Raw genomic sequence first — 25,705 nt, forward strand, 5'->3', positions numbered from 1 at the left:
TTTTGGTTTTTTTACATGTGTACACAAAACAGGCGAGCAATATCATCCAAGAAAGTCCCTTCTTTTCATATTATAATGACATTTAACTTACCAGAAAGAAGGTGCAGCAGGTGACTCGTGAAGTGCGAACCGTCGTATTCGATACCGATCTACAACTCGAAGCCTATCAATTCGAAGGCATTATGCAGAAATTCCCCAATCATTTTCATGACTATTACGTCATTGGATTTATTGAGCAAGGCAATCGCCATCTTGTATGTAATAACGAAGAATATATGCTGAACACTGGAGACATGATTATTTTTAATCCGCATGATCCCCATGCCTGCGAACAGGTGGACGGCAGAACCCTGGATTATCGTTGCATCAACATTCAACCTGAGGTCATGCGCCAATATGTACAGGAAATTACCGGACAAGATTACTTGCCACGGTTTACTTCCCCTGTACTCTATCAGAGCGAACATGTTACTTCTTTGTATGAGCTGCATCAGATGATTTTGGAAGAGCAAGCTGACTTTCACAAAGAAGAGCTGCTGCTCTTTCTGCTGGAACAGCTGATGAGAGAATATGCGGATGCCGAACCGCCTATTTCCGCCCAGGACGTCACCATCGAGATTAGACGCATATGCGAGTACATAGAGACTCATTATATGGAGAGCATTACGCTGAACCAGTTAGTCGAGTTAACAGGGCTGAGCAAATACCATCTGTTGCGTTTATTTACTCGTCAAAAAGGGATATCTCCCTACCGCTACCTAGAAACGATTCGCATCAATCAGGCCAAACGGCTATTGGAACAAGGCCAGCTCCCAATCGAGGTCGCCGCGCAGACAGGTTTCAGTGACCAGAGTCACTTTACGAATTTTTTCAAAAAGCTAATTGGCTTGACGCCCAAGCAATATAGACGCATCTTCAACCATGAAGTGGATTCAAAGCGTATAGCGGATGATCAGTCATGACAAGTCAGAACCAAATCTCCACTGGACATCTGCTGGCCTTACTTACGATCCTGATCTGGGGAACAACGTTTATCTCCACCAAGGTGCTGTTGATCGAATTCACCCCGGTGGAGATTCTGTTTTTCCGTTTCGTGATAGGCTATGTGGTGCTCTTCCTGATCTATCCGCGGTTGATGAGAATTACCTCAATTCGAGAAGAAATGCTGTTTATCGGTGCTGGATTATGCGGGGTTACGTTATATTTTCTCATTGAAAATATTGCACTAGTGTATACCTTCGCTTCCAATGTAGGTGTTATTGTTTCAATTGCCCCATTCTTTACCGCAGTCCTTGCACATTTCTACCTGGATGGAGAGAGATTGCACAAGCGGTTTATCGTGGGCTTCGTCATTGCCTTGTCTGGCATTATCCTGATTGGATTCAACGGCAGTTTCATCCTGCAACTGAATCCGCTGGGGGATCTGCTCGCTTTCGTGGCACCTGCTGTATGGGCGGTCTACTCTGTACTCATGCGCAAAATAGGTGAACTTCCCTATCACACTATCGGTGCTACACGCAAAGTATTCTTTTATGGACTATTATTCATGCTTCCGGCTTTGTTCCTATTCGAATTCCATTTCGATCTTGGGCGCTTCGCCAACATGGCCACCCTCTCAAACCTTCTCTTTCTCGGGCTGGGTGCCTCTGCCTTATGTTTTGTAACCTGGAACCGGGCAGTGAGTCTTCTGGGAGCCGTCAAAACAAGTGTGTACATTTATTTGGTGCCTGTCATTACTGTCGTCGCTTCTGCACTGATTCTACATGAGCGGATTACCTGGATAACGCTGCTCGGGGCTCTGTTAACGTTGGTCGGATCATTCATTTCAGAGAAAAAAGTACAAAGAAAAGACTACGGTAGTACGTTGCCGAAACTTCAATAGTGCAAGGTCCGTCTACCATAACTCAAAAAAGAGACATTAATCCTGACGGATTAGTGCCTCTCTTCATTTTGCCAAGGACATTGCTTCGATGCCTTTCTCTAATTCAACATGGATAGAAGTTTCTCCAACTCCTGCTTCTCCAGATGTCTCCATTGTCCACGTTCCAGTCCATCCAGCGTAACATTCATAATTCGGATGCGCTCCAGCTTGAGCACTCTGTAACCCAGGGCTTTGCACATTCTGCGAATTTGCAGATTAAGCCCTTGAGTCAAAATGATACGAAATACGTTCTCACTATGCTTATATACCTCACACGGCTTCGTCACCACATTCATAATCTCAACCCCCTGCGACATCGCTCGAACGAATTCGTCTGTCACTGGTTTGTCTACGGTCACTACGTATTCCTTGTCGTGATTATGCTCCGAACGCATCATCTTGTTCACAATATCTCCGTCATTGGTCAGAAAAATCAAACCCTCAGATGCCTTATCCAGCCTGCCAATCGCAAAGATACGCGAGGGATAATTCACATACTGAATGATGTTTCCCTCCACCTGTTCTGCTGCGGTGCAGACAATGCCGATGGGTTTATTCAGAGCAAGGTAAACAGGCTCGCGATCATTGAAAGGAATCTCCTGGCCATCAATGAGTACGATATCCTCAGGCTCCACGTCCGCACCTTTTTCACACACTTTACCATTAATCGTGATACGCCCAGCTACAATTAATCGGTTCGTTTCCCTGCGGGAGCAATATCCCGTTTCACTTATGTATTTGTTAATTCGCATGCTCCACCACTTCTCATCTGTAATATTGCCACTTGTTCATTAGCGAGCTCATGTTGTCAGTTCATCGGCTTCGTTCAATAGGTTAGTACCTTGTACTGATTTTCATCCCACATCATCTCACTTATAATGAAACGAAGCAAATGAATTGTTATACGGAGGTACATAGGAAACCAAATTAAACTGAGAAAAGGAGTTAACCATGGACAAAAAGTGTATGAGAGTGCTTAAAAAGTTATATTTACACGCCAATGGTGATTATGACAGAGCACGAGAAGTAATGATCTATCAAACGGATACACTAACTGCAGCAGAACAGGAGCTACTGACTGCACAGGGCTGGGTGGCTAATGATCTCGAACTGATCCACCATGATGATATCCTTCAACAACTAATCGCTTTCCAGCAGCATGAACTTCTTTCCTGGTCGACGATTACCCAAGCATTTATTGCAGGTGTCGGGGGCAGTTATCCACGAGGCATATCTACGCTCGCAAGCTACCATATGATGATTCACTCGCAGATGCATGCTTATGAGGAAACTGAACAGTTCCTTGCTTGCCGAGTTTGCGGTTTCAGTCATAGCGATGAGGGATGGGAGAATCTATCCAATATCCGTTACTCCCTTCACCAGGGTTATGATTACAGTGGGTCAAGCGTAGGTGCATACGCCGATCTAACAGAATTCATCAACTTACTTGAGAAGGAACCTATTAAACCGACTCCCGAGGATATCAACATATTCAATCAACTGCTTTATATGCTGGATCAGGCTGACGATGAAGAGTCTCCGGGAAAATTTGAGAAACGACTCACTGCGGAGAAATTGGTCAAAGGACACGCAGGAATTCGCAGAAGTATCCTTCAAGCGCTGTCCAGAGTAGGTGTGCTGCCTAATCAAGTTCTCTCCCTCAGTGCAGACCATTGGACCAACAACGAGCATATCCTGAATGGGGGATTGCTGCTTAACAATACCAAAGGCCGCTCTGATATGGAGATGCCTTGGGCGGGCTGGCAAGGTAAACTAGGCGTCGATTGGGACAAAGCACGCAAGCTGTTTGGACACGCGATTCAAGTCAAAGACTGAACGGTCAGCCTGTCATACTTAATGATTATTGTTTGTATAACAGCTTAATCCAGATAAAAAGGAGTTTACCATGCACACAGTTACCCAACTTTCAATTGACCCTGATCATCTGAACCAAAATACTGGTATATGGATTGGCGGAGAAATCGCATATGTTACAGATTGGCCGCTTAATCAGGAGAGTCAGCCCTTGTTGCATCTGTTCTCCATTGATTGCAATACACTTTTACAACAGCTGCATGTCCCTTCGTTGCCCCCTGGGAAGTATATTTCGGTCTTCTCCACCTATTCCGCTTCGGATTACTTTTTGGATCAGGTAACCTATACGGGGGATGAGCTGGAATGGAAGGAGAATATTCTCGCTGGATGTACATATGTATCCGTATCTTCAGAGCCACTAACTTCCGTATGTCCCATTCAATCCATTCCTTTATGCGGAGTAGGATTGACGGAAATAGAGATAGAGGAACAGGATTTCCCTGCCTTTTCATTTTTCTCTTCCATGCTACCAAACGGTGTGAACGGAATTAGCCATTTGTTAGAGGACTATCAATTCGTTTGTCAGATTTATTCCGGGGATTTCCCTGATCCCTATCAGGATATACTGGGACTTTCCGATGCAAACGGATATTTGTTATTACGAACTGGTTCTGCGTCTGCTCAGGCACCCTTGGAAGGAATTTTCTTTGTGCAGACTGCCTAGTGGGGACGATAGCTTAAGTTTATTCATAAGGATCTGATCATCAAAAAGTTTCCTGTCAATTACAGACAAGGAAACTTTTTTTGCTTCGACACGAAATCGTTTTAGGTTGAACATTGTGTGAGAAAGATCATTCATTCGCCAAAAGTTAACATTATTTTACAATAAAAAGCATGTACAATTGCATAATTATGGTATAAGTTATATACGAAAGAAACATTATTTACATAATATAAAATTTATATCCATCTCAGGGAGGGCAACATATGAGAAGAATTTTCGCTTTAAGCTGCGGGTTTTATCTATTAATCGGCATAACCAGCGTTGTACTTGGTGCACTTCTACCCGTCTTATTGACACATTATGAGCGTGGTTATAGTGATGGCGGGTTTTTGTTGTTTTTGCAGTTCCTCGGTTTTCTTGTCGGGGTGCTCGTTGCTCCTTCCATGACTGCTCGCATCGGCAGAAAATCCATGTTAACCATCGCCCTGATCTGTATCGTTACTGCCTATGCCGTTCTCGGATTCTTGCCATCCTGGACAGTTGTTCTTCTTTTAACCATTATTGTCGGGTTTGGGTCTGGCATCATTGAACCCTCCGTTGGTGCGTTTACGATAGAATTTACGGAAAATCAGAAAGCAGTAGCAATGTCCAAGCTTGATGTGTATTTTGCCCTTGGAGCACTTCTCATTCCGGCAGTCGCTGCCTTATACATTTGGCTGGATCTTTGGCATCTTACGTTTTATACCGTTTCCGCGTTATCCCTTATTCTCATGCTGTTATGGGTGACCATGCCCACCTCCGCCGCTTCTTATCTGAAACAAGCTGGTGAAAATACCGTTGGACATGCAACGGGCAGATCCCAGTATTCCAGAAAACATCTGGGGCTGCTCACAATCTTCGTCGTCTTTTTCTTCGTTTACATGGGTCTGGAGTTAGGCCTAATGAACTTCTTGCCTTCCATTCTGGTCGAACGATTGCAGTTACAGGAATCTGTCGCTTCACTCAGCGTATCCATTCTATGGATTGCCATGATTATCGGTCGTCTTTTTTCCGGGAAAATTGCTGAAGCCGTCAACTACATGCCTTTCCTGATCTGGAGTACGGTAGGTACACTTCTGTTCGCCGTTGCCATGGTGTTCGTAACAGGCCAATGGGCAACATACCTGCTAATCTTCGGAACCGGATTGTTCATGTCAGGACTGTTCTGTATCGCACTGGTCTATGCCAACATTCTGATTCCCGGCATGACTGAGCGCACAACCAGCATCCTGATTGCCTCAGGCGGTATCGGTGGCGCCATCCTGCAGTATGTAACCGGATGGAGCATGAGTTCGTGGCCTGTAGTAAACACGATCTGGATTTTGGCCGGATTTTGTCTGATTCTACTCCTCACTCTCGTTCTCTCTCATCTCTGGAACTTAAGGAACAGCACCGTAAGTGGAACTCTCGCACATCAAAGTAAAGAGATTTAAACGTTGCTTCTTGAGAGGGGTGATGCCTGCGTAAACCAGAATTGTTGATCTTCGTTCAGGCTAGAACATTACATTTATGGAGGGAATCATATGCAAACCTTAACCAAAAACCGTTTCAGAACCGGACAAGGGATTAAGTTGATTGACGATGAAGGCGTTGAATATCTGGATGGCGTATCCGGTACATTCAATCTGTCACTGGGCTACAATCACCCGCATGTCGTGAGCAAAATTCAGGAACAAGTCGGCAATCTGACGCATATGTCTTCCTCCTTCACAGAACCGTATGTGGATGAAGTGCTCGATCATCTGATTGAATATGCTCCAAACGATATTAATGCGGGTTGGATGCGAGATATTACGGGCTCAACCGCCAATGAATGTGCCACCAAAATCGCACAGAAATACACTCAATCCACAGACATTATCAGCCTGTACCTATCCCATCATGGTCAGACCCAGTTTGCAACAGGGATTTCGGGAAATGCCTTCCGACGGAAACGGTTTCCAAATTCGGCTGTTCCCAACTCCGTTCATGTGCCTGCACCATACTGCTATCGTTGCCCATTCAAATCTTCAAGCGTAGACTGCGGATATCAATGCGTTGAAGCTATCTCCGATGCTATAGAATATGCGAGTTCCGGCTCAGTCGCCTGCATGATTATTGAACCGATTCTCGGCAATGGCGGCAATATCATTCCTCCTGCAGGTTATTTCAAGCGCCTGCGTAAACTGTGTGATGAGTACAATATCATTCTCATTGCCGACGAAGTACAGACGGGAATCGGACGCACCGGGTACATGTTCGCCAGCGAACTATTCGATATTCAACCTGACATGATTACCCTTGCCAAAGGTCTCGGCGGAATCGGTGTACCTGTTGCTGCGGTATTGATGCAGTCCCGATTGAATGTACTGGAAAAGCATGAACATTCCTTCACCTCTGGAAGCAATCTGATCTCCGTAACCGCTGCCAAATCTACCCTGGAGGTTGTATCCGAACCTGGATTCCTTGATGACGTGAAACGCAAAGGTGAAATCTTAGGCGGATTACTGCAAGATTTGGCCATGAAATATCCAAGCATCGGTGAAGCTCGCGGAGTCGGGCTGATGTGGGGATTGGAAATGGTGGGTGACAATAATGAACCGGATACGGATAAAACCAATGCCATTATCGACCGTGCCTTCACGGATGAGCATCTGATTTTAAGAGGATCACGTTACGGATTCGGGAACGTAGTAAAGGTCAGACCATCGCTTACCACAACAGAAGATGAGTTGGTTGAAATTGTAGAGCGACTCGATTCGGTGCTTGCAAGCGTCCATTAAAACATTTCAATGCCATTGCTCGAAGTGGTCGTTTCGGTTACGAATCGTTCTTCTGATCGCTGTTATCCCCGGATTTTATTTGATTTCCCTTTTCCGAGGGGAAAATCCGTTGATAGCATATGCTTCCGAAGCAGCTTTCTTCCAGAAAGCTTTTAGGCGAACGCTCCGCTTCTTCAGAATCGATTTCGTCCCCTTCACTACTTTCGTATCTTGTCAGAAACTGTTTTTAAAATGAATCGCTATAGTTACATTTCATATTATTATAAGGAGGTTTTAACATGTTAGCATTGGTATACAAATCGGCTTGGGATGTAGCGCTTGAGGAACGGCCTGTTCCGGAAATCGCGAGAGATAATCAGGTGTTGGTTCGAATCCGGGCAACGGGTGTATGCGGTACCGACCTCGGTATTGTCAGCGGTAAATATCATGCGGTTCCTTCCGTCATACTTGGTCACGAGTCTGCCGGGGAAGTCATTGCTGTGGGCACAGCTGTAACAACACTGCAACCGGGAGACCGGGTTGTCATCGATCCTACCTATTATTGCGGGCAATGCGACATGTGCAGAACAGGCAGACAAAATCACTGTACACATAAGTCGGTTACAGAGACCGGTGTGAGTGCTGATGGTACATTTACGGATTATTATGTAACAGAGGACCGCTTTTTGTATAAATTGAAGGACCATGTGAGCTATGAGGAAGCTACCTTGACTGAACCGCTGAGCTGCATGCTTACAGGCATTAATCAGATCCAGCTGCTACCGAATTTCAGAACAATTATCCTCGGCGCAGGGCCGATTGGTATTCTATACAGCTATGCCCTCGCTTCCAAAGGCGTCACTGGCTGTCTCGTCGATATCTCGGAAGAACGCCTGGCTATTGCAGGTTCGATTGCACCGGACCGTTGGGAGGTTCATTCATCCTTTGAAAATGCGATAGAATCACTGGCACCCACAACCAATCAGGTTGATATGATTGTGGATACGACAGGCGTCGTGGGTACACAAGTGCTTTCGCAACTCGCCAGCGGCGGTTATCTCATGCTGGTCGGTCTGAGAGATGGTAACACATCGTTCAATCCCAAGGAAGTTGTGGACCGCAGTCTAAAAATCATTGGCTCCATCGACTCCCTGGGAACTTTCGCAACAGCACACTACATGATAGAGCAACAGATTATCCCGGCGAAAAAAATTATCACCCACTCGTTCCCGTTGGAGGATTACGAAGAGGCATTCCGCACGCTTGGCTGCGATATTCAGGGGCGTACACTTCAAGCTTCTTCACATGCCATCAAAGTGGTGCTGCAATCCAGCGGTTCCAGTATCTAATGTAGCAAGTTAATCATGATTGAGATAAATTAGAGATAATTGCTTACAGAATCCTGGAGGAGGAATACAACATGGTAGCAAACAAGGAGTTTGACGGGCTGGGAGAGTCAAAGAATGACAGCATTCAGGCGGTCATTTTTGACATGGATGGCGTACTGATTGACAGCGAACCGATTTATTTCGAGATTGAACGTAGCTCTTTTGCCCATTTTGGCGCAAAAATGACGGAGGAAGAACATCACACCTATGTTGGAGTCACGCTGGAATCGATGTGGCGGCAAGTATTGGACAAGCACCAGTTAACAGCTACCGTGGAAGAAGCCCTCGCATACCATCAACATAATGTGATGCAGACGATGCTGGCTCACCCCAAGCTGACAGCCATGCCTTCCGTTGAACGCTGGTTAAGCTGGCTGCATGAGCAGCACATTCCGATAGCCGTTGCTTCTTCATCTCCACGTGCACTGATCGACCTGATCATGGACAAGACCGGACTTGGAAAATACTTTGAGGTCCGAATGACAGGTGAGGAAGTCACGAACGGCAAACCAGCTCCGGATATTTTCCTGACTACAGCCGAGATGATTGGAGCATCCCCATCGAACTGTCTTGTCATTGAGGATTCGCGCAATGGTGTTCAGGCCGCCAAAAGTGCAGGTATGCGCTGCATCGGATACCGCAATCCGGGATCAGGTGACCAGGACTTATCCAAAGCCGATTTTCAGATTTCCAGTTACGATGAGTTATGGACGCTGAAAGATACACTTCCGTTGGAAGGCCGATCGCCAAGCTTGTCGGAAATAAACTAAGACGAAAATAAACAACCCAAATGGCTTCAATTCCTTGGAATTGGAGCCATTTGGGTTTTGCTTGCTGCAAATTTAACGCGATAACACAAACTCGAATATCGTCTAGACCGAAATATCCAGACTTCCACCCAGATTGGGATGAGGAGCCGGAACCGACTTTAACATTTCTGTTAGTTGTTGACCTTGCTGCTCTGCCATGTCTTTCGACATTGACATGACTTGCAAACTCGCCGACTGTGACACTGAGACTTGACTCATAGCCATTGATAATGCTGCAATATCCATGTTCTGCACTCCTTTCGTTTTCTGGTCAATAGGCATACCTATTTTATATCGGTCAGATAGGAGGAAATATGTAATTCTCTCCTTCATATTCAAAAGCTTAATATTCGGCTTCCCCCAATTCTTGCAAAGATGCTATAGCAAAACAAAACATCTACTAATACGTATATGTTAAAATCATGAAGGAGGGTTGCTTATGAACGGGAGAAAATTTGTTATACTTTTTTCAGTCATCGCTGGACTTTGCATCGGGTTATTTGGTGGATTTGTCTACTGGGCTTTGTCCGGAGTCTAGAACATTTCTATGAAAAGAGTTCCTAACCTAAGTACTTCAATACCCCATCTGTTTCCTTGGCTCTCAGGGTGACTTTGGCTAATAACTGTTCCGGTTGCTGAAAATCCTCTTTGATCTCTTCCATCAATTCCTTTACCATCTCTTCCAGTTGCGCTAATGTTGTTTCTTTAGGTAAAATACGAGTTCTTGCGATCTCATGTTTACGAAAAGAATCATCATACGATGGTACTGTTTCCTGACCGAATGCACTAATTTCCAGCTCAACTTTTATTCCTTCCGACATTGGTTTCACCTCTTTACTCGTTTAAGGTTGATTAGGACTCAATCAATCCATATTTCACAAAACTGTGGAACAAGCCATCTTCTTCAATAGTTCCAGTTATATCATCTGCAATGGCTTTGAGACCCGGCTTGGCATTACCCATCGCAATCCCTACAGCACAATACTCCAGCATCTCCGCATCATTCATGCCGTCCCCAATGGCGAGTGTATCTTCACGTGACATACCCAGATGCTCCAATAAATCTGCAATAGCAATGGCTTTATGAATGCCCAGGATCATCAGTTCACCGCTTCCTTCACCAAAGATAGGTACCGTGCACTGGATGACTTCGAATTTGCCTTCAAACTCCTGCTTGATTCGATCGAACGGAATCGTAGAGCTTTCCAGAAAACAAACCTTATTTACGTCGTCCTTGTATAAATCGGCTTCACCATACGTCAGACCAGCAATAAACGGATGTGGCTTTTGTTCTTTTTTCGCTCTGGCATCGGGATCATTCTCTATATCACCATAGATGCGACGTTCCAGATGAGATTGAAGATTGGAGCTGGCGTACAAGGCCGAATTAGATTCGAGGTAGAAGTCAATCTGGTGTTCATTGAAAAAATCGACCATATGCCGTACATCTTCTGCCGTTACCCTTTTGTGATACAGCACATCTTGACCGAACTCAACATAGCCACCGCCGGCACCGATCAGACCGTCAAATCCTACTTCCCATATAGAATCGTAGATTTCCGCCTTGGATCGTCCTGTACATAAATAGAGCAGATGTCCATTTTCACGTGCCTGTTTGCACGCCTGTTGTGCGGACACCGGAATGTTGCCCTCATCATCTACCAATGTGCCATCAATATCTATAAAAACAATTTTTCGATTCGTTGTACTCATCTGCGTTTGCCCCCATCATGTATCTTGCCTGCGTTAAAGTATTCATTCTATTCCAGATACCTATTTCACTATACTTCCCCAGTCTAATTGTGAGGCTGAGTCAAAAAACATCTCCATAGGCTGATCCCTTTGCTTGCTCCCAAATTCGAGCCTGTATTAACACAAATTAGCATTTAAAATGGTCATTTACTTGCCAATTTGTCCATATGCACCGTCTGCCAATCATCGTCCTGTTCCACAACAACCACATATCCCTGACGTTTCCAGAAATCCACGGCTCCAGGTAAAAAGCGATGTGTATGCAAATACAACGTTGTGTAGTGCAGCTCCGCCACCACTTTCTCCAGTTCTCTTACGAGGAGTGAACCAATACCGTATCTGCGATATTTAGGATCCACATAACATTTCACAATTTCGGCGGCAGACTGCTCAGGATATCGTCCTTTCACAACTTCGATACGCCCATCATAAGGCAGGATGCCAATGGAACCCACAATCTCTTCTTCTTCGGTGACAGCAACCAGAAATACAGCATCGGCTGAATCCAGATAATGTTCTTTGAATTGCTCCAGATCTACAGGTAACTCCTTATGATCCAGCTTTGGAAATACTTCTTTGCGGACACGCATGGCAAAATCAATTGCATCATTGATTTGGTGCTCTTGAATAGCTATCACTTTCGGTACGGCCTGAAGCTGTGTCACAAAATCCACATTCCTTATCCTTAGATTCGAGCCCGTTTTCAGCTCCGTATACGAACCCAACTAACCGCAAGTTCGCTCTCTGCTTACAATTCTACCGAAATAAGCTCTTCCTATCAATCTATCTAAACGACTAACCAAAATAGAAGAAAGCCCGCGCGATTTGATAGGGATCGCATACGATAAGGCGTGTCATCAATCAACTTCGAGGGGGAAGAACATATGTGGTTATCGCTTGGAATCTCTGCTGCAGCACTACTGACAATTGGGTTCATCTATCGTTATGTGGAAGATAAACTTGCAACCAAAAAGTTTCATCCCCACGCACCCAAGCAGCTGTTAATCAAGTTCAAGGAAGGTACGACAGCCGACGAGATGTACACTCTGCATAAAAAAGCAAAATGCAACGTAGCCGAAACGTATGAAGATCTGGGCTGGTATCGCATTGAATCAAGAAAGAAAATGCAGCGTATGTTAAAGCACTACAAGGACCATGTGCTCATCGAGCATGTTGAACCGAACTACTACCTTCAGGCATCGTTTACGCCAAATGACCCGTTTTTTCCTTACCAATACAACCTGCCAAAAATCAATGCTCCCGCTGCCTGGGATATTTCCCAGAGTAACAGCTCGGTCAAAATCGCGATCATTGACACTGGCGTGCAGTTAAACCACCCTGAGCTTGCTGGCAAGATCCTTCCCGGATACGATTACATTGATTATGATAATATTCCCGAAGATGGTAATGGGCACGGCACTCATGTAGCTGGAATTGCAGCTTCGATAACCAATAACGGAGTTGGCATTGCTGGTGTGGCACCGCTCGCTTCGATTGTCCCGCTACGTGTATTGGATAACAATGGACAAGGTACAACGGGTAACGTCGGAAACGGACTTGTTTACGCGGCCAACAACGGTATTCAAGTCGTTAACCTGAGTCTTGGTGGGCCAACGGGAGAAGCTTTTCTTCAGGCTGCCGTGCAGTATGCATGGGATCGGGGTGCTGTCATCATCGCGGCAGCAGGTAATGATAATACTTCGTATCCGATTGTACCTGCCTCTTATCCAAACGTCATTGCGGTAGCTTCAACCAATCCTTCCGACCTCAAATCCAATTTTTCAAACTATGGATCGTGGGTTGATATGGCTGCACCAGGTGATACCATTCTGTCCACATACCTGGGTGGCTCCTATGCCTATCTAAGCGGAACGTCCATGGCGGCTCCCCATGTAGCGGGAGTGGCTGCATTACTCGCTGCACGCGGGAAAACTAATGCGCAGATTCGTGATGCCCTATGCTTCGCATCCGATCCCGTATCCGGCTCTGGTGTGTACTGGACGTATGGGAGACTGAATGCCTATCAGAGTCTGCAAGTGCCATAACACAATTACATTCACTCATAATGGCATGGATCATCGCCATTTCCATTTCTCACGAATAAAAAAATCAAAAAAACCATGGGGCTTCTATCGAAGCTCCATGGTTTAATAATTTTACTATTTCTACACTTTTGCTGCCCATATTTCGATTTCAATTTTAATTTCGGGTAAACCCAACTCCGTAATATATCCAATTGTCATCGCAGGATATTCATGACTGAATAATTGTCCCCACTCAGCGTATAAGAAATCCCAATCGATTTTCTCCGTCGCCCATACGTTGACTTTGATAATATGTTCAGCATCTAAATGCTCGGATTCGAGCACTGTTTTAATATTATTGAATGTATTCGTGACTTGCTCATTCAGACTGTCTGGAAAGTGTCCGCTACGATCTGCTCCAATTTGACCCGATGTCACAAACAACTCTGCATTCCTTGGAATTCTTGTAATATGCGTATACTGTCCTACAGGAGCTGGCATATTAGCTGGATTTTTTCTAGTAATTTTGTCGGTTTTCATGTTGATTACCTCGTCATTCTTAAGATTTTTTCTGCGATATTCCCTAGTTTTCTTCCTAATTTGGGCACACTTCTCCCTTGGAATAGATTCTAGAAAAAGACAGCAGTGGAGTATCCATATCCCGGAGATATAAACGCAAGTGATTTTTTCTTCATGATTGGATGCTCCTCCCTTCTTAAGTGACAAGATTCTCTTGATCTTTTCATTATATATGAAACAAATCATGAGTCAAATTCATCATTCATAAGTAAAGAGCAATCCCGTGTCAACGAGACTGCTCTTTGTGTATACGTAAGGGACTACACCTGGAGTTAAAAATATTGCGCCCCATTATTGGCAATAACCTCTTTGTACCAATGGAAACTTTTCTTTTTCACTCTGCGAAGTGTGCCGCTTCCGTCATTGTTCCGGTCTACATAAATGTAACCGTACCGTTTCTTCATCTCCCCAGTACCTGCGCTGACCAGATCAATCGGTCCCCAGCTCGTGTAACCCAGAAGCTCAACCCCGTCCTGAATGGCTTCAGCCATCTCGGCAAAATGACGATTCAGATAATCAATACGGTAATCGTCTTCAACGGTGTCATTGTCGAGCAACACATCCGTTGCACCAAGTCCATTTTCCACAATAAACAATGGTTTGCCATAGCGGTCATACAGCTGGTTACAGGTAATTCGAAGACCTTTCGGATCAATCGTCCAGCCCCATTCGGAAGCTTGAAGATACGGATTCTTCACTGAGCCAAACACATTGCCTTCGGTCGAATCCTTCAAAATCTCCGGATCGGTACTTGTACAGCGGCTGGCGTAATAACTGAATCCGATATAGTCAACTGTATTCTGCATGAGAATATCTGCATCTTCCGGCTGCATATTAATCACGATCTCATGTTCTCTGAAGAAACGCTTCGTATACCCAGGATACGCTCCTTTGGACTGAACATCGATAAAGAAGAACGACTCCCGATCCTGCTCCATGGCTTTCCATACATCATCTGGATTGGAAGTGTACGGATAAACCATGCCTGCTGCCAGCATGCAACCAATCTGTGCACCTGGAATGATCTCGTGACAGGCTTTCACAGCCAAAGCACTAGCAACCAATTCATGATGCGCTGCCTGATAGAGAACCTGCTCTTTATTCTCACCTTCCTGAAGAACAATACCCGCTCCAATGTACGGAAGATGCAGCAGCATATTGATTTCATTAAACGTCATCCAATATTTGACCTTGTCCTTGTAACGATCGAACAATGTTTTTGTATAAGTCTCAAAGAAACCAATCATCTTACGGTTCTTCCATCCGCCATACGTTTCGACCAGATGTACAGGGACATCAAAGTGACAGATTGTGACCACAGGCTCAATATTATATTTCAACAATTCGTCGAAGACATCATCGTAAAACTGCAATCCCGCCTCGTTCGGCTCAGCGTCATCGCCATTAGGGAAAATCCGCGCCCAGGCTACAGAGAGCCTCAAGCACTTGAATCCCATTTCCGCAAATAGTGCGATATCTTCTTTGTATCGATGATAAAAATCAATCGCTTCATGCGAAGGATAAAACTCTCCATCTTTGGGCTCATATGAATCGAGATTTCCCAAAGCAATAGGGAAGCGATTAGCCCCCGTGGGAATCAGGTCAACCGTAGTTAACCCTTTGCCACCTTCAAGATAAGCTCCCTCAAGCTGGTTCGCTGCCGTTGCTCCTCCCCAGAGAAATTTCTCCGGGAAGGCTGTTAATTTTTCATACATTCACGTCTACCTCCTATCCATAATGAACGTTCACTTAACCGAGCACTGTGAGCAATTTGTCTTTCTCTTTCACAGATGCATCCTTCGTGCCTACTACATCCAGATAATTGGACGTGTTCGTAATAATAATCGGTGTAACTGTCTCATATCCGGCATCCTTGATCGCTTGCAGATCAAATTCCATGATCAGATCGCCCACATTAACGCGGTCGCCATCTTTTACATGAGCTGTGAAATGCTGACCTTTCAATTGCACCGTATCCTGTCCGATATGAATCAGCATCTCAACACCCTCATCAGTGACAAGTCCAATGGCATGTTTGGTGCGATATACCGTTTGTACGACACCCGTGATTGGAGATACGACTCTGCCACTGGTTGGACGAATCGCAATCCCTTTACCCATATGCTCTCCTGCAAAGGTAACATCATTGATCTCTTTCAGTTCAACCACTTCACCAGCCATTGGGCTGAAAATTTCATATCTGTTGTTCGGGTTTGGATCAAGTACAGGTGTTGGCGCTGGAACTGCATCTGCCTTGTCTTTGAAACCAACAACATACGTAAGGACAAAACCAAGGATGAATGCAACCGCTGTAGCTACAAGAGCCATGTAGAATCCGGAATCAACGCCTGTTTTAGAGTTGATGAAGGTCGGATAGCCGAATACGCCAAGTCCGCCAAACATGTACATTTTCGATCCGAATAACCCTAGAATTCCGCCTCCAATACCACCTGCGATACAACTCATGATAAATGGTTTTTTCAGTGGAAGTGTCACACCATAGATGGCTGGCTCAGTTACACCAAAGATCCCCGAGATGAAAGCTGGAATACTTAATGATTTCAATTTGGCATTCTTGGTTTTTAACATAACAGCAAGTACCGCACCAATTTGGGCAAAGGAAGCAGCGAAAGACATTGCAACCACTGGGTCAGCTCCGGACGTACTCAGGTTAAGAAGCATAACTGGTACGAGTCCCCAGTGAAGACCAAACAATACAAACACTTGCCACAAACCACCAATGACCAAACCTGTAACGAGTGGGCTTAATTCATAGATGCCTGTTGCTCCTGCACCAATCAATTGACCTGCCCATGTGGATATTGGACCAATTACAAGGAATGTTGCAGGAACGATAACCAGCAGTGTGAAGAATGGAACCAGGAACGTACTAACCACTTTAGGAATAACATTTTTGAAGAATTTCTCTATTTTCACTGCAAAGAATGTAGCGATAATGATCGGAATAACCGATGATGAATAATTCATCAGGATTACAGGAATGCCCAAGAACGTAATGTGAATTGGTGATTCAAATAATGTACCTGCAAACAACGTATACAGTGGATCACCCGCAGTCAAACCGGACAGCGTAGGATATACGAGTGTAGCTCCGATCGCCATACCGAGGAACGGTGAACCGCCAAATTTTTTGATGGCCGTATAACCAAGGAATACCGGGAAGAAGTAGAACAGACAATCGCCCGTTGCATTCAGCAGATGGTACGTACCTGATGTGTCCGCTATCCATCCGAAGGATAAAAACATGGCTGTAAAACCTTTGATCATCCCTGTTGCAGCCAGTAAGCCAAGCAGCGGCGTGAAGACACCAGAGATCATATCAATAAAACGACCGAACAAACTACCCTTGTTACCAGAACTATCCTGATCTTCAGGAACCTGTCCCTCAGCAGGCAGATTACCTGCCTTTACAACAGCTTTATATACATCCGGCACTTCATTGCCGATTACGACCTGATACTGTCCACCACTCTGCATGACGGTAATGACACCTGGCAGATTTTTAAGCTCTTCCGTTTTAGCAACGCTTTCATCTTTAAGTTTAAAGCGTAATCTCGTTACGCAATGGAATACACTGTTTACGTTTTTAGCTCCGCCTACACCAGACAAGATGTCTTTGGCCAGTTGATCGTAGTTCATAGTAATTCTCCCTCTCTAAGTAGACTCCCGATGCTTGTGAAACAAAGAAAACCTGAACTACTGAACATACACAACGCACCGGAAAATCCGGAAACAAGTCGTGATATTCAGCAATTCAGGTTTTGCCCTTAACGGTTGCAACCCTGTAAGGCTGTACACAGCGATATTCAGTTGTAGCATTAACAACTTCATCTTAAAGTAAGTTGCAACCCATCTTTACGGACCCAAAGTGGTCGGAAGTATCGGAATTGCCTGATTGAACAGTTACAATCCGATTGATGTATGCGCTTACTTTATGGATTCATAATATAATAACTTCTAACCTTTTGCAAGCGTTTTTTTAAGAATCTTTATTTTGTAATATCGTTACTCTGAAGTGGCATGCACTACGCGTTCAATATGAATGGTTAAATACATCATTTCTTCGTTAGTCAGTTGATACGTGTAGTTATTTTCAATGAATTTTCTAATCTTCTCCGAGCACTTGTGCGCTTCAGGGTACTTTTTCTGAATCATCTCAAATAACTCATCGTCGTTGTTGCTCTTATAATGCTTGCCTTTTACCAGCCGTTGGGCGAAAAACTTCAGATGAGTCACAAATCGATAATAATTCAACGAGTTCTCGTCAAAGTCCATTTTGAAATGATATTTGATGATCGTCAAAATCTCCTGCATGACCTGAGTCATGCTTCGGATGTTAGGCATCTCTTCGTTAAGTGCTGCATTTACAAAATGAAGTGCCATGAACCCCGCCTCATCTTCAGGCAAAAGTACACCAAACTGATCACAAATCATATTTAACGCTTCCAGCCCTACCTCATATTCGTCTTTGTAGAGCTGCTTGGTCTCCCACAGCAGTCCATTACGGATAGGCAGATTGTTACGATAACGTTCAATGGCAAAATGAATATGATCCGTCAGATGCAGATAGATGCTCTCGTTTAGCTTTTTCCCAAGCTTCAGCTTGGCATAGGCGATAATCTCTTCAGACACTTTCATGTATTCCAACGGTATGCTCGCGATTAATGCCTTGAAATTTTCCTGAATATTTTCATTCTGTAAAGTAAATATCTTATCAATATGCTGCTCCGACACCTCATCGCCGGCTCTCTTCTGAAAAGCAATTCCCCGGCCAATAACGATGACTTCGCGTTCGTCTTTAATCGCAACTACAGCATTATTGTTTAACACCTTCTCGATCTTCACTTTATCCACTCCAATATACAGAAAAAGGCAAACCGTGCCTTCCATGAGGTCACTGGCCTTGCCCATTTCACTTCAATGTTAACTATATTTGCGTTCATGGTATTACATTTTTCTACATTGTGCAACAAAAAAATCGATGATGTTTTATCCCTAACAAATCACTTCCTGAATGCATAAATGATACTGTTTATCTGTTTTGTATTTTTTTCTGTTTGGAAGTAATCATTCTGTATCTACAAACCTTCCCATTATAAGCATTTCCTTAGCATGACGACTTATCCATGGAATTATACTTGTACCCAGAGCTCCAAATCCAGAATTTCAATACCTGTCTGTATCCAATCGGTATCAGAAAGCCTACTACTCGCCTGCCACTTCGACCATTAATAAACTGAAATTTATAATTACATTCATGAGTGCATCCATATCATTGCAGACAAAAAGTGTTTGCACTTATTTACTATACTTTTGATTATATTCTTCTTAAAATCCTGTAGAATTCGGATTATAAATAAACAAAAAAGCCCTCCGTAGAGAAGGACTTAATGTGTCCGAATGATGAAAAATTGCATACAAAAAAATAATTATTTTTATTTCGTCACGCTTTTCGCGCGTTTTTGCAGACGTAAATATCATCTCATAACTCTCATCAATTAACGTCGTACCTTGCCAATCCTTATAAAGATATAAAATCTCGAATTCATTGGCACTCTATTTCTTCATTTTCGTGCAGTCATTTGATCATGATTTATTCTTTTTGCTTTCCTTCTCCAGCTCTGCTTCGATTCTTCGATTAATGATCTTCAACTGGTCCGAATTCAAGTGTTCGATATCCATTAACTGTTTATCGATTTGGTACTCTTCCGCTTCGCCCTTGTGCATCAATCCTAGATGATGCTTAATGGATCGAATATCCTCGCGCATACTCATGGTCTGACGATAATTGTCTGCAACAAGTGCAAATATAATCGCGCCTGCCAGAATCGTACCATATGGCATCAGAAGACACAGAACAAATCCTACTATTAAAGCCAAAATGATATACATGCTTTTCCCCTCCACTTTCAATTACAGTTTGAATCGTTCTTGGATTAGCTGTGCCACGTCTTTCGGGCTCTTGTCAGTGTTATTAATCCGAATATAATGCTCATGCGTAATTTCTCCAGGCTCGGAGTTCAATCGATATTTCTCCATACTCGAAAGCAGATCCTGCTCTGACCATTCGACATTACGCTTCGTTGCTTTGTGCAGCAGCCGATGTGGGCTCTTGTTACGCTCCAATCGCTCCGCCGGATCAGCCTCCAGTTCAACATAACATACCTCTGCACCTCTGGACTCAAACAACGCACTGACTTTGCGAATGTACTCCCAATCCTCTTTCATATCGAATGCCCACACAAATGTAAAAATCAAACCGGGCAGCTCACTCTTCGCCACTTCTTCAAAAATCTCCTGACGGAACAGATTAACAAGTCTCTTTCCTTGAGGTGTACCATAACTGAAATAAGGTGACACCAGTTCAATCGTCATATGATTGTGAAACAATTTCAGATCGGTGATCTTCTCCAATTCCTGACCCACCGTCATTTTCCCCACAGCCTGTGGACCAAAAATAATGATGAACTTCATCCCATCACTCCCGACATCAGCGATATGTATACCATTACTTGAATTTTCTGGACATTAGTCCATAATAACGCCTATTGGACAAATAAAAAAGAGATTTCAAGCCATCCGCTGAATGTTCAGGGCTTGAAATCTCTTCTTCGGTTTTACTTTATATCCATTGTTTCATAGTCTGCCCAACGTTAACGTCCGATCAGAACCCATCCCCACTTCATTCGACGAAGTCCCATGGCAATAATCCATGAGAGCAAAATCGCCACTACATAAGACAGCATAATGCCAAGACTGAAGTGTGGGGCGAGTTCCACGGTGAGTTCTCTTCTCCAGAACAAGAGCACTAACGGATGTATTAAAAATACACCAAACGCCACCGTACCCAAAGAGTTCAGAATACGAGTTGTCCGATTAGATCCATTCTGTTTCCATGCACCCATCCGTTCACATAGGATCAACAAGAGTAAGCAGGCCGAGAGGGTAAACAGATTACGGAATAGAAATAGCAACGTATAGGTTAGAGCCGGAGTTGCGGCGAAAGCCGTTTTTATAAAAGTATTACCGTAAATAAACACTGCTCCTCCGCTCAACAATGCAGCCATCAGCACATAACGGTACAAGAACAATTTCTTCAATGCCGCATCGAAGTTTAACCCAATCCAGGCGCCGAATCCAATAACAATCAGGTAACTGGGCAGCAAACTTCCCATCCGTGAGAAATGAAACTGCAAATGCAGCGCGTAGAAAACAGCCTGCGCCGCAATAAAGAACAGCGGTAAATATCGATTAAATACACGATAACGTGTTAACGAAAGAAGCAGTGGAAAAACCACATAAAATTGCAAAATAATCAGAAAAAAATATAAATGCGTATGTGCAGTACCGGTTAACAATTGCCCCGAGAACTGCTTTACATGTGCCAGAGGCTCTTTGCCTGCTAGCCATTGTTTGACGATAAAATAAATGAGTGACCAGGCCAGATAAGGCACAAAAACATAAAATAATCGCTTTTTATAAAAAGCGGGCATCCAGCCCTTTTCCTTTATCTTGGAGCTGTAATTGTAGAACAACACCAATGAGGACAGAAACAAAAATGCAGGTACGGCGAATTGCAAAAAGCTGTTCCAAAAATAATAAAAGTTATGATCCAACGTGTGCTTGGGATAATGTGCAACTGCTGTTGAAGTCGCATGAATGGCGACCACTGCCATAATTGCAAAAGCACGATAGAGATCCAGATACTCAATACGCCGGGGCCGATTAACCGGTTGATTCATAATAAAACCTCACTTATGCCTGATAGGATGATAGTTTCCGGCCGCAATCCAGATTCTAACCTTTATTTTAATCAGCAGACGTAAGTAATACAATCATGATCTATATTATTTTTGTTAAATTGCAACAATATTCAGCATTATTCGACATTAGCTATTTACCTATCCAGAACCGCTCAACGATATTACCATCAGGCTCAACATAGTCTTGATCCTGGATGCCCCCGTTACGAAGAATAACTCTTCTGGAAGCCTCATTATGCGCGTCACATACGACAAGTACTTTGGTAATCCCGAGATCTTTGGTAATTTCAAGGGCAAGCTTGAGGATCTCCGCACCATATCCATTCTGACGCTCTCCTGGACGAACTCCATAACCAATATGCCCTCCGCTATGGAACAGCTTTTCATTCAATTCATGTCGTATGTTTACGGCTCCAACAACTCGATCACTCTCCGTCACAAGCCAGTATGTACTGTCCCTGACCCAGCCTTCAGGGATATCGATGCCTTGTTCGCTACGTTCCAAAAAATCTAACATCTCTTCAAAAGGATAGGGCTCTTTCGAAACGACCCACGGCACCATTGATTCTCCGCTTGCAACCCAGTCTTCATAAAATGCTACATACGCTTCTTTATATTGCGCTGAAGGTTTAACCAATCTAACTTTTTCTTTGCTCATTCTAATTACGTCCTCCTTACTCATATTGATATTGCCATACTCCTTCACCTTCACCCTAATATACTAATTCACAGTCATGATGCTCCCAAACGTCGAACAGATTACCGTCCAGATCCTCAAATGTAAAAAACTTTCCGTATATGCCCTCATCACTAACTTTGCCAACACGGACGTGGCCAGCAGTGAGTTCAGTATGGAGTTTAACGATATCGTCCGTGAAAAAGGTGATCACCCATCTCTTTTTCTGCTTCACTTGAAATACGGCTCTGGAATCATGATCACTTTCAATCAGATCGAGAATCGGCCTATTATCTCTAAAAAGGCTAATATAGCCTTCTCTTGGCTGTCTAATATTAAATCCAAAATGCTTCACAAACCAAGCGGCAGACTGTTCAGTATTGGATACAGGAATGACATTGTATGCAATACCTAATATTTTTCCAGTCGTCAAATTCATCCTCCTCCCTTCATTGCCTTAATAGTGGGATTCTAGTATCAAAATGAAGAAAAACTTCTCCATCCAAGTAAAAAAGAGAACCTGCGTGTGCAGATCCTCTACTCGGGTCCAGCTTTCGCTATTATATTAGTTCACGCTCCTGCTTGCTTATTCCTCTAATGCACACTAGTTATACGGATTCCACCTGTTGTGCGTTCACTTCCTGATCTGCTTGAATTACCTTGTAAGTGAATTGATAGCTTCCTGATCCCAGAGCAATTCGTACATCTGATCCCTGCGTTTGAATTTCGTGAATGTCCGCTACTTGGTCCACCGCTTTTCCGTTCTCCAGAACTGTCTGTACATCTGCTCCAGGCAGAAGGACCGTGCCCGTCGTATTGGCAGGAATGGTCACACGAACCTCCATCTCGTTATTACCGCGGAGATACCAGTTGGATGTGACAGAACCGTACATGGTCTCGAAACTCGCTTCCACCCACTCCAGTCCTGGTCCTGGTTTGGGCTCGATGTGTACGATCCGGAACCCGGGCTGTTGCTCATCTGTGTTAATTCCGGCAACATAACGATATAACCACTCCCCTATGGCTCCATAAGCATAATGGTTGAATGAATTCATGTCTGCACTCCACAGACTGCCATCCTCCCTTATTCCGTCCCAATGCTCCCAAACCGTAGTTGCACCTTGTGTCACTTGATATAACCAGGATGGATAGTCTTCCTGAAAGAGTAGCGTATAGGCCAGATCATGATGTCCCGTATCACTCAATACCGGATTCAGATAAGGTGTTCCAACAAATCCGGTGGTCAAGTGGTTTCCAGCGTCCGCAACCAGTTTTCCCAACTGATCAATGGTACGTTTCCGAGCTGCTGAATCCAATAGTTCGAAATGCAAAGCAAGTACATGCGCGGTCTGAGTGGGAACTGCAAGTTTGCCCGCAGGTGTCACAAATTCATTTTGAAATGCAGCAACAATGTTGTCATGCAGATTATCATAATAAGTTACATCTTCCGCCTGCCCTAACACCTCAGCAGCCTTCCGTGTTAGAGAAACAGAATAGGCATAGAAAGCAGTTGCTACAAAATCCTTATCTGTAGCCCCAATATAGCTGTCCGGCTTGGAATCCAGCCCGAGCCAATCCCCGAAATGAAAGCCAGTATTCCACAAGTAAGGATTCTCTCCTTGAGCGTGAATGTAATTAATCCAGCGCTTCATGCTGTCATATTGCTCAGCCAACAGCCTGACATCCCCGTACATCTCGTAAATCGTCCATGGACAGATCACCGCGGCATCCCCCCAGGCAGCAGAAGAATGATTCGTATCCGCCCACCCGTCTGACGTCGAACTCCTCAAATCAGGAACGTAGAAAGGAATGCCTCCATCCTCTCCCTGATCCGCCTGCAGATCCCTCAGCCATTTGGTGAAAAAAGGCGCCGTGTTCATCAGGTATGAGGATGTTCGTATAAACATCTGCGCGTCTCCCGTCCAGCCCAGCCGCTCATCACGCTGCGGACAATCTGTCGGTACGTCAACGAAATTCCCTTTTTGCCCCCACAATATATTGTGATGAAGCTGATTCACGAGTGGACTGGAGCTTTTAAAATCACCGGTTCGCTCCATATTGGAATGCAGAACTACACCTGTGAAATCCTCAAGCTGAATCTCATCCGGGAATCCAATCAACTTCACATAACGGAATCCCTGAAATGTGAAACGTGGCTCGTACGTCTCTACTCCAGCGCCTTTTAGAGTATAGCGGATACACTGCGTTGCCCCACGCAGGTTTTCAGTGTAGAAATTACCCTGATGATCCAATATCTCGGCATGTAGCAACTCAACCGTATGCCCCGTTTCACCCTGAATGCTGAATCTCACCCAACCGACCATATTCTGTCCCATATCCAGCACACGCTCTCCCAGTGGAGTTGTAAGCAAAGCGATAGGTTTAATTTGCTCAATTGGCGTTACGGGAACGTTCTCTTGTGCAATAATAATCTCCTTCGAGTAATCCAGCACATGTACCGGCGACCATTGGACTGAAGATGAATCCTGCCATTCGGATTCCATACGTGCATCATACGTTTCGCCCATATAAATGTCCGAGCTTCGAATGGCGCTGGGGGAACTCTTCCAGTTTCGATCCGAAATAATATGTTCTTCTGAACCATCGGTATAATGAATATGAAGTTCCAGCAGCAAACCTGCGTTCGTACCGTATATCTTCTGCTTTTTCTCCCATCCCAAATGTCCTTTGTACCAGCCATCTCCCAGATAAGCACCGAGTATATTCTGTCCATTCTGAAGCTGATCGGTAACATCATAGACCTGATATTGCAACCGCTTACTATAACTGGTCCAGCCCGGGGTGAAGTATGCTTCGCCCACTCGCTGATTATTCAGATGAAGTTCGTACAATCCAAGTGCAGTCACATATATTCTGGCCGAAGCGACAGGCTTTTTCAGTTCAAACAAGGTACGCAGTCGTGGGCAAGACTCATCCTGCTGAGAGGAAGGATCGACTGTGATCCACTCCGCCTGCCAGGCATCTTCACTACCCATGAATCCAGTCTCGAAATACGCTATCTCCGACCAGTCCGATTCATCTCCTGCACGATCCCAGGCACGAATGCGATAATAGTAGCGGGTTCGTGCTTCGGGCACCCAGTGCTCCAGTTCAACATGAATGGATTGATCAGAGCTCTTTTTGCCGGAATCCCATTCAATTTGAGCCATATCTTCCGTCCGTGACAACTGAATTTGATAATCTGATTGTACACAATTTCTGAGATCGGATTGCAAATGCCAGCTTAATCTGGGTGACGTGATATCTAGTCCAATCGGATTTATTCTATACTCACAACGCAGATGACTTACAGTCAACATCAGAGAAACATCCCTTTCCATCGTGGTTTCCAAATCAAGGTTACGATATAATTATATCGATTCTATGATCGGAAATACCCGGCAATGAGGACAGTTTAACCCGGTAATCTGGTCATGCCAACCAAGGAGGCTA

24 protein-coding genes are annotated in these 25,705 nt (G+C 44.3%); 9 read left to right on the plus strand and 15 right to left on the minus strand.

Features of this window, described 5'->3' with window-relative positions; all coding sequences use genetic code 11:
* The first annotated feature begins 110 nt into the window (after positions 1-110).
* On the plus strand, positions 111-962 hold the full coding sequence (locus HP548_RS17710; protein WP_175382399.1) for an AraC family ligand binding domain-containing protein: 852 nt from the start codon (positions 111-113) through the stop codon (positions 960-962).
* Positions 959-1,882 carry a DMT family transporter gene (locus tag HP548_RS17715; RefSeq protein WP_175382400.1) on the plus strand — a complete coding sequence of 308 codons (924 nt, stop codon included), beginning with the start codon at positions 959-961 and terminating at the stop codon, positions 1,880-1,882. The genes HP548_RS17710 and HP548_RS17715 overlap by 4 nt, the downstream gene beginning before the upstream one ends.
* 98 nt (positions 1,883-1,980) lie before the next feature.
* Here HP548_RS17715 and HP548_RS17720 read toward each other — a convergent pair whose 3' ends face one another.
* Positions 1,981-2,673, minus strand: coding sequence for a pseudouridine synthase (locus HP548_RS17720; RefSeq protein ID WP_175382401.1), 693 nt, complete (start codon positions 2,671-2,673; stop codon positions 1,981-1,983).
* Between the two features lie 214 nt (positions 2,674-2,887).
* On the opposite strand from HP548_RS17720, the gene HP548_RS17725 reads away from it, so the two are divergent.
* The 6 genes from HP548_RS17725 to HP548_RS17750 all read left to right on the plus strand — a co-directional run bounded on the left by HP548_RS17725 (position 2,888) and on the right by HP548_RS17750 (position 9,398).
* Positions 2,888-3,757: a hypothetical protein gene (locus HP548_RS17725; protein WP_246318103.1), complete on the plus strand. Its 870-nt coding sequence runs from the start codon at positions 2,888-2,890 to the stop codon at positions 3,755-3,757.
* A 70-nt stretch (positions 3,758-3,827) separates the two neighbouring features.
* Positions 3,828-4,460, plus strand: coding sequence for a DUF1963 domain-containing protein (locus HP548_RS17730; RefSeq protein WP_175382403.1), 633 nt, complete (start codon positions 3,828-3,830; stop codon positions 4,458-4,460).
* A 263-nt stretch (positions 4,461-4,723) separates the two neighbouring features.
* The gene (locus HP548_RS17735; protein WP_099858320.1) at positions 4,724-5,932 is read left to right on the plus strand and encodes an MFS transporter; all 1,209 of its coding nucleotides are present in this window, start codon (positions 4,724-4,726) and stop codon (positions 5,930-5,932) included.
* 90 nt (positions 5,933-6,022) lie between these two features.
* Positions 6,023-7,261, plus strand: coding sequence for an aspartate aminotransferase family protein (locus HP548_RS17740; protein WP_175382404.1), 1,239 nt, complete (start codon positions 6,023-6,025; stop codon positions 7,259-7,261).
* Between the two features lie 278 nt (positions 7,262-7,539).
* Positions 7,540-8,589, plus strand: a complete 1,050-nt coding sequence (locus tag HP548_RS17745; protein WP_076289054.1) for a zinc-dependent alcohol dehydrogenase — start codon at positions 7,540-7,542, stop codon at positions 8,587-8,589.
* Positions 8,590-8,660: 71 nt separating this feature from the next.
* Positions 8,661-9,398, plus strand: coding sequence for an HAD family hydrolase (locus HP548_RS17750; protein WP_076289053.1), 738 nt, complete (start codon positions 8,661-8,663; stop codon positions 9,396-9,398).
* 102 nt (positions 9,399-9,500) lie between these two features.
* Here HP548_RS17750 and HP548_RS17755 read toward each other — a convergent pair whose 3' ends face one another.
* The 4 genes from HP548_RS17755 to HP548_RS17770 all read right to left on the minus strand — a co-directional run bounded on the left by HP548_RS17755 (position 9,501) and on the right by HP548_RS17770 (position 11,863).
* Entirely contained in the window at positions 9,501-9,683 is a 183-nt protein-coding gene (locus HP548_RS17755) for a YjfB family protein (protein ID WP_113052174.1), read from the minus strand.
* A gap of 314 nt (positions 9,684-9,997) precedes the next feature.
* Entirely contained in the window at positions 9,998-10,258 is a 261-nt protein-coding gene (locus HP548_RS17760) for a hypothetical protein (RefSeq protein ID WP_175382405.1), read from the minus strand.
* Positions 10,259-10,289: 31 nt separating this feature from the next.
* Positions 10,290-11,150 (minus strand): Cof-type HAD-IIB family hydrolase, encoded by an 861-nt coding sequence (locus tag HP548_RS17765; RefSeq protein WP_175382406.1) that lies wholly within the window; start codon positions 11,148-11,150, stop codon positions 10,290-10,292.
* Positions 11,151-11,332: 182 nt separating this feature from the next.
* A complete protein-coding gene (locus tag HP548_RS17770) occupies positions 11,333-11,863 on the minus strand; it encodes a GNAT family N-acetyltransferase (RefSeq protein WP_343054870.1) in 531 nt (176 codons plus the stop codon).
* 210 nt (positions 11,864-12,073) lie between these two features.
* Here HP548_RS17770 and HP548_RS17775 point away from each other — a divergent pair, with 210 nt between their 5' ends.
* A complete protein-coding gene (locus HP548_RS17775) occupies positions 12,074-13,234 on the plus strand; it encodes a S8 family peptidase (protein ID WP_175382407.1) in 1,161 nt (386 codons plus the stop codon).
* Positions 13,235-13,354: 120 nt separating this feature from the next.
* Here HP548_RS17775 and HP548_RS17780 read toward each other — a convergent pair whose 3' ends face one another.
* The 10 genes from HP548_RS17780 to HP548_RS17825 all read right to left on the minus strand — a co-directional run bounded on the left by HP548_RS17780 (position 13,355) and on the right by HP548_RS17825 (position 25,572).
* Entirely contained in the window at positions 13,355-13,753 is a 399-nt protein-coding gene (locus HP548_RS17780) for a RidA family protein (protein WP_175382408.1), read from the minus strand.
* Between the two features lie 311 nt (positions 13,754-14,064).
* Positions 14,065-15,507: a 6-phospho-beta-glucosidase gene (locus HP548_RS17785; protein ID WP_175382409.1), complete on the minus strand. Its 1,443-nt coding sequence runs from the start codon at positions 15,505-15,507 to the stop codon at positions 14,065-14,067.
* A 34-nt stretch (positions 15,508-15,541) separates the two neighbouring features.
* The gene (locus tag HP548_RS17790) at positions 15,542-17,452 is read right to left on the minus strand and encodes a beta-glucoside-specific PTS transporter subunit IIABC (protein WP_175382410.1); all 1,911 of its coding nucleotides are present in this window, start codon (positions 17,450-17,452) and stop codon (positions 15,542-15,544) included.
* A gap of 366 nt (positions 17,453-17,818) precedes the next feature.
* A complete protein-coding gene (gene licT / locus HP548_RS17795; RefSeq protein ID WP_063563219.1) occupies positions 17,819-18,658 on the minus strand; it encodes a BglG family transcription antiterminator LicT in 840 nt (279 codons plus the stop codon).
* 741 nt (positions 18,659-19,399) lie between these two features.
* Entirely contained in the window at positions 19,400-19,705 is a 306-nt protein-coding gene (locus tag HP548_RS17800; RefSeq protein ID WP_175382411.1) for a hypothetical protein, read from the minus strand.
* A gap of 21 nt (positions 19,706-19,726) precedes the next feature.
* Positions 19,727-20,287 carry a DEAD/DEAH box helicase family protein gene (locus tag HP548_RS17805; protein ID WP_099858329.1) on the minus strand — a complete coding sequence of 187 codons (561 nt, stop codon included), beginning with the start codon at positions 20,285-20,287 and terminating at the stop codon, positions 19,727-19,729.
* Positions 20,288-20,466: 179 nt separating this feature from the next.
* Positions 20,467-21,555: an acyltransferase gene (locus tag HP548_RS17810; protein ID WP_175382412.1), complete on the minus strand. Its 1,089-nt coding sequence runs from the start codon at positions 21,553-21,555 to the stop codon at positions 20,467-20,469.
* A 151-nt stretch (positions 21,556-21,706) separates the two neighbouring features.
* Entirely contained in the window at positions 21,707-22,234 is a 528-nt protein-coding gene (locus tag HP548_RS17815) for a GNAT family N-acetyltransferase (RefSeq protein ID WP_175382413.1), read from the minus strand.
* Between the two features lie 55 nt (positions 22,235-22,289).
* Positions 22,290-22,685 carry a VOC family protein gene (locus tag HP548_RS17820; protein WP_175382414.1) on the minus strand — a complete coding sequence of 132 codons (396 nt, stop codon included), beginning with the start codon at positions 22,683-22,685 and terminating at the stop codon, positions 22,290-22,292.
* Between the two features lie 175 nt (positions 22,686-22,860).
* Positions 22,861-25,572, minus strand: coding sequence for an alpha-L-rhamnosidase (locus HP548_RS17825; RefSeq protein WP_175382415.1), 2,712 nt, complete (start codon positions 25,570-25,572; stop codon positions 22,861-22,863).
* Positions 25,573-25,705: the final 133 nt, after the last annotated feature.

The organism is Paenibacillus taichungensis (assembly GCF_013359905.1).
GTDB lineage: Bacteria > Bacillota > Bacilli > Paenibacillales > Paenibacillaceae > Paenibacillus > Paenibacillus taichungensis.

What these genes read in the sequence shown, in the direction of transcription:
- HP548_RS17715 (WP_175382400.1), top strand. Translation starts at nt 959, where the DNA reads ATGACAAGTCAGAACCAAATCTCCACTGGACATCTGCTGGCCTTACTT.
- HP548_RS17720 (WP_175382401.1), bottom strand. Translation starts at nt 2,673, where the DNA reads ATGCGAATTAACAAATACATAAGTGAAACGGGATATTGCTCCCGCAGG.
- HP548_RS17725 (WP_246318103.1), top strand. Translation starts at nt 2,888, where the DNA reads ATGAGAGTGCTTAAAAAGTTATATTTACACGCCAATGGTGATTATGAC.
- HP548_RS17730 (WP_175382403.1), top strand. Translation starts at nt 3,828, where the DNA reads ATGCACACAGTTACCCAACTTTCAATTGACCCTGATCATCTGAACCAA.
- HP548_RS17735 (WP_099858320.1), top strand. Translation starts at nt 4,724, where the DNA reads ATGAGAAGAATTTTCGCTTTAAGCTGCGGGTTTTATCTATTAATCGGC.
- HP548_RS17740 (WP_175382404.1), top strand. Translation starts at nt 6,023, where the DNA reads ATGCAAACCTTAACCAAAAACCGTTTCAGAACCGGACAAGGGATTAAG.
- HP548_RS17745 (WP_076289054.1), top strand. Translation starts at nt 7,540, where the DNA reads ATGTTAGCATTGGTATACAAATCGGCTTGGGATGTAGCGCTTGAGGAA.
- HP548_RS17750 (WP_076289053.1), top strand. Translation starts at nt 8,661, where the DNA reads ATGGTAGCAAACAAGGAGTTTGACGGGCTGGGAGAGTCAAAGAATGAC.
- HP548_RS17755 (WP_113052174.1), bottom strand. Translation starts at nt 9,683, where the DNA reads ATGGATATTGCAGCATTATCAATGGCTATGAGTCAAGTCTCAGTGTCA.
- HP548_RS17760 (WP_175382405.1), bottom strand. Translation starts at nt 10,258, where the DNA reads ATGTCGGAAGGAATAAAAGTTGAGCTGGAAATTAGTGCATTCGGTCAG.
- HP548_RS17765 (WP_175382406.1), bottom strand. Translation starts at nt 11,150, where the DNA reads ATGAGTACAACGAATCGAAAAATTGTTTTTATAGATATTGATGGCACA.
- HP548_RS17775 (WP_175382407.1), top strand. Translation starts at nt 12,074, where the DNA reads ATGTGGTTATCGCTTGGAATCTCTGCTGCAGCACTACTGACAATTGGG.
- HP548_RS17780 (WP_175382408.1), bottom strand. Translation starts at nt 13,753, where the DNA reads ATGAAAACCGACAAAATTACTAGAAAAAATCCAGCTAATATGCCAGCT.
- HP548_RS17785 (WP_175382409.1), bottom strand. Translation starts at nt 15,507, where the DNA reads ATGTATGAAAAATTAACAGCCTTCCCGGAGAAATTTCTCTGGGGAGGA.
- HP548_RS17790 (WP_175382410.1), bottom strand. Translation starts at nt 17,452, where the DNA reads ATGAACTACGATCAACTGGCCAAAGACATCTTGTCTGGTGTAGGCGGA.
- HP548_RS17800 (WP_175382411.1), bottom strand. Translation starts at nt 19,705, where the DNA reads ATGTATATCATTTTGGCTTTAATAGTAGGATTTGTTCTGTGTCTTCTG.
- HP548_RS17805 (WP_099858329.1), bottom strand. Translation starts at nt 20,287, where the DNA reads ATGAAGTTCATCATTATTTTTGGTCCACAGGCTGTGGGGAAAATGACG.
- HP548_RS17810 (WP_175382412.1), bottom strand. Translation starts at nt 21,555, where the DNA reads ATGAATCAACCGGTTAATCGGCCCCGGCGTATTGAGTATCTGGATCTC.
- HP548_RS17815 (WP_175382413.1), bottom strand. Translation starts at nt 22,234, where the DNA reads ATGAGCAAAGAAAAAGTTAGATTGGTTAAACCTTCAGCGCAATATAAA.
- HP548_RS17825 (WP_175382415.1), bottom strand. Translation starts at nt 25,572, where the DNA reads ATGTTGACTGTAAGTCATCTGCGTTGTGAGTATAGAATAAATCCGATT.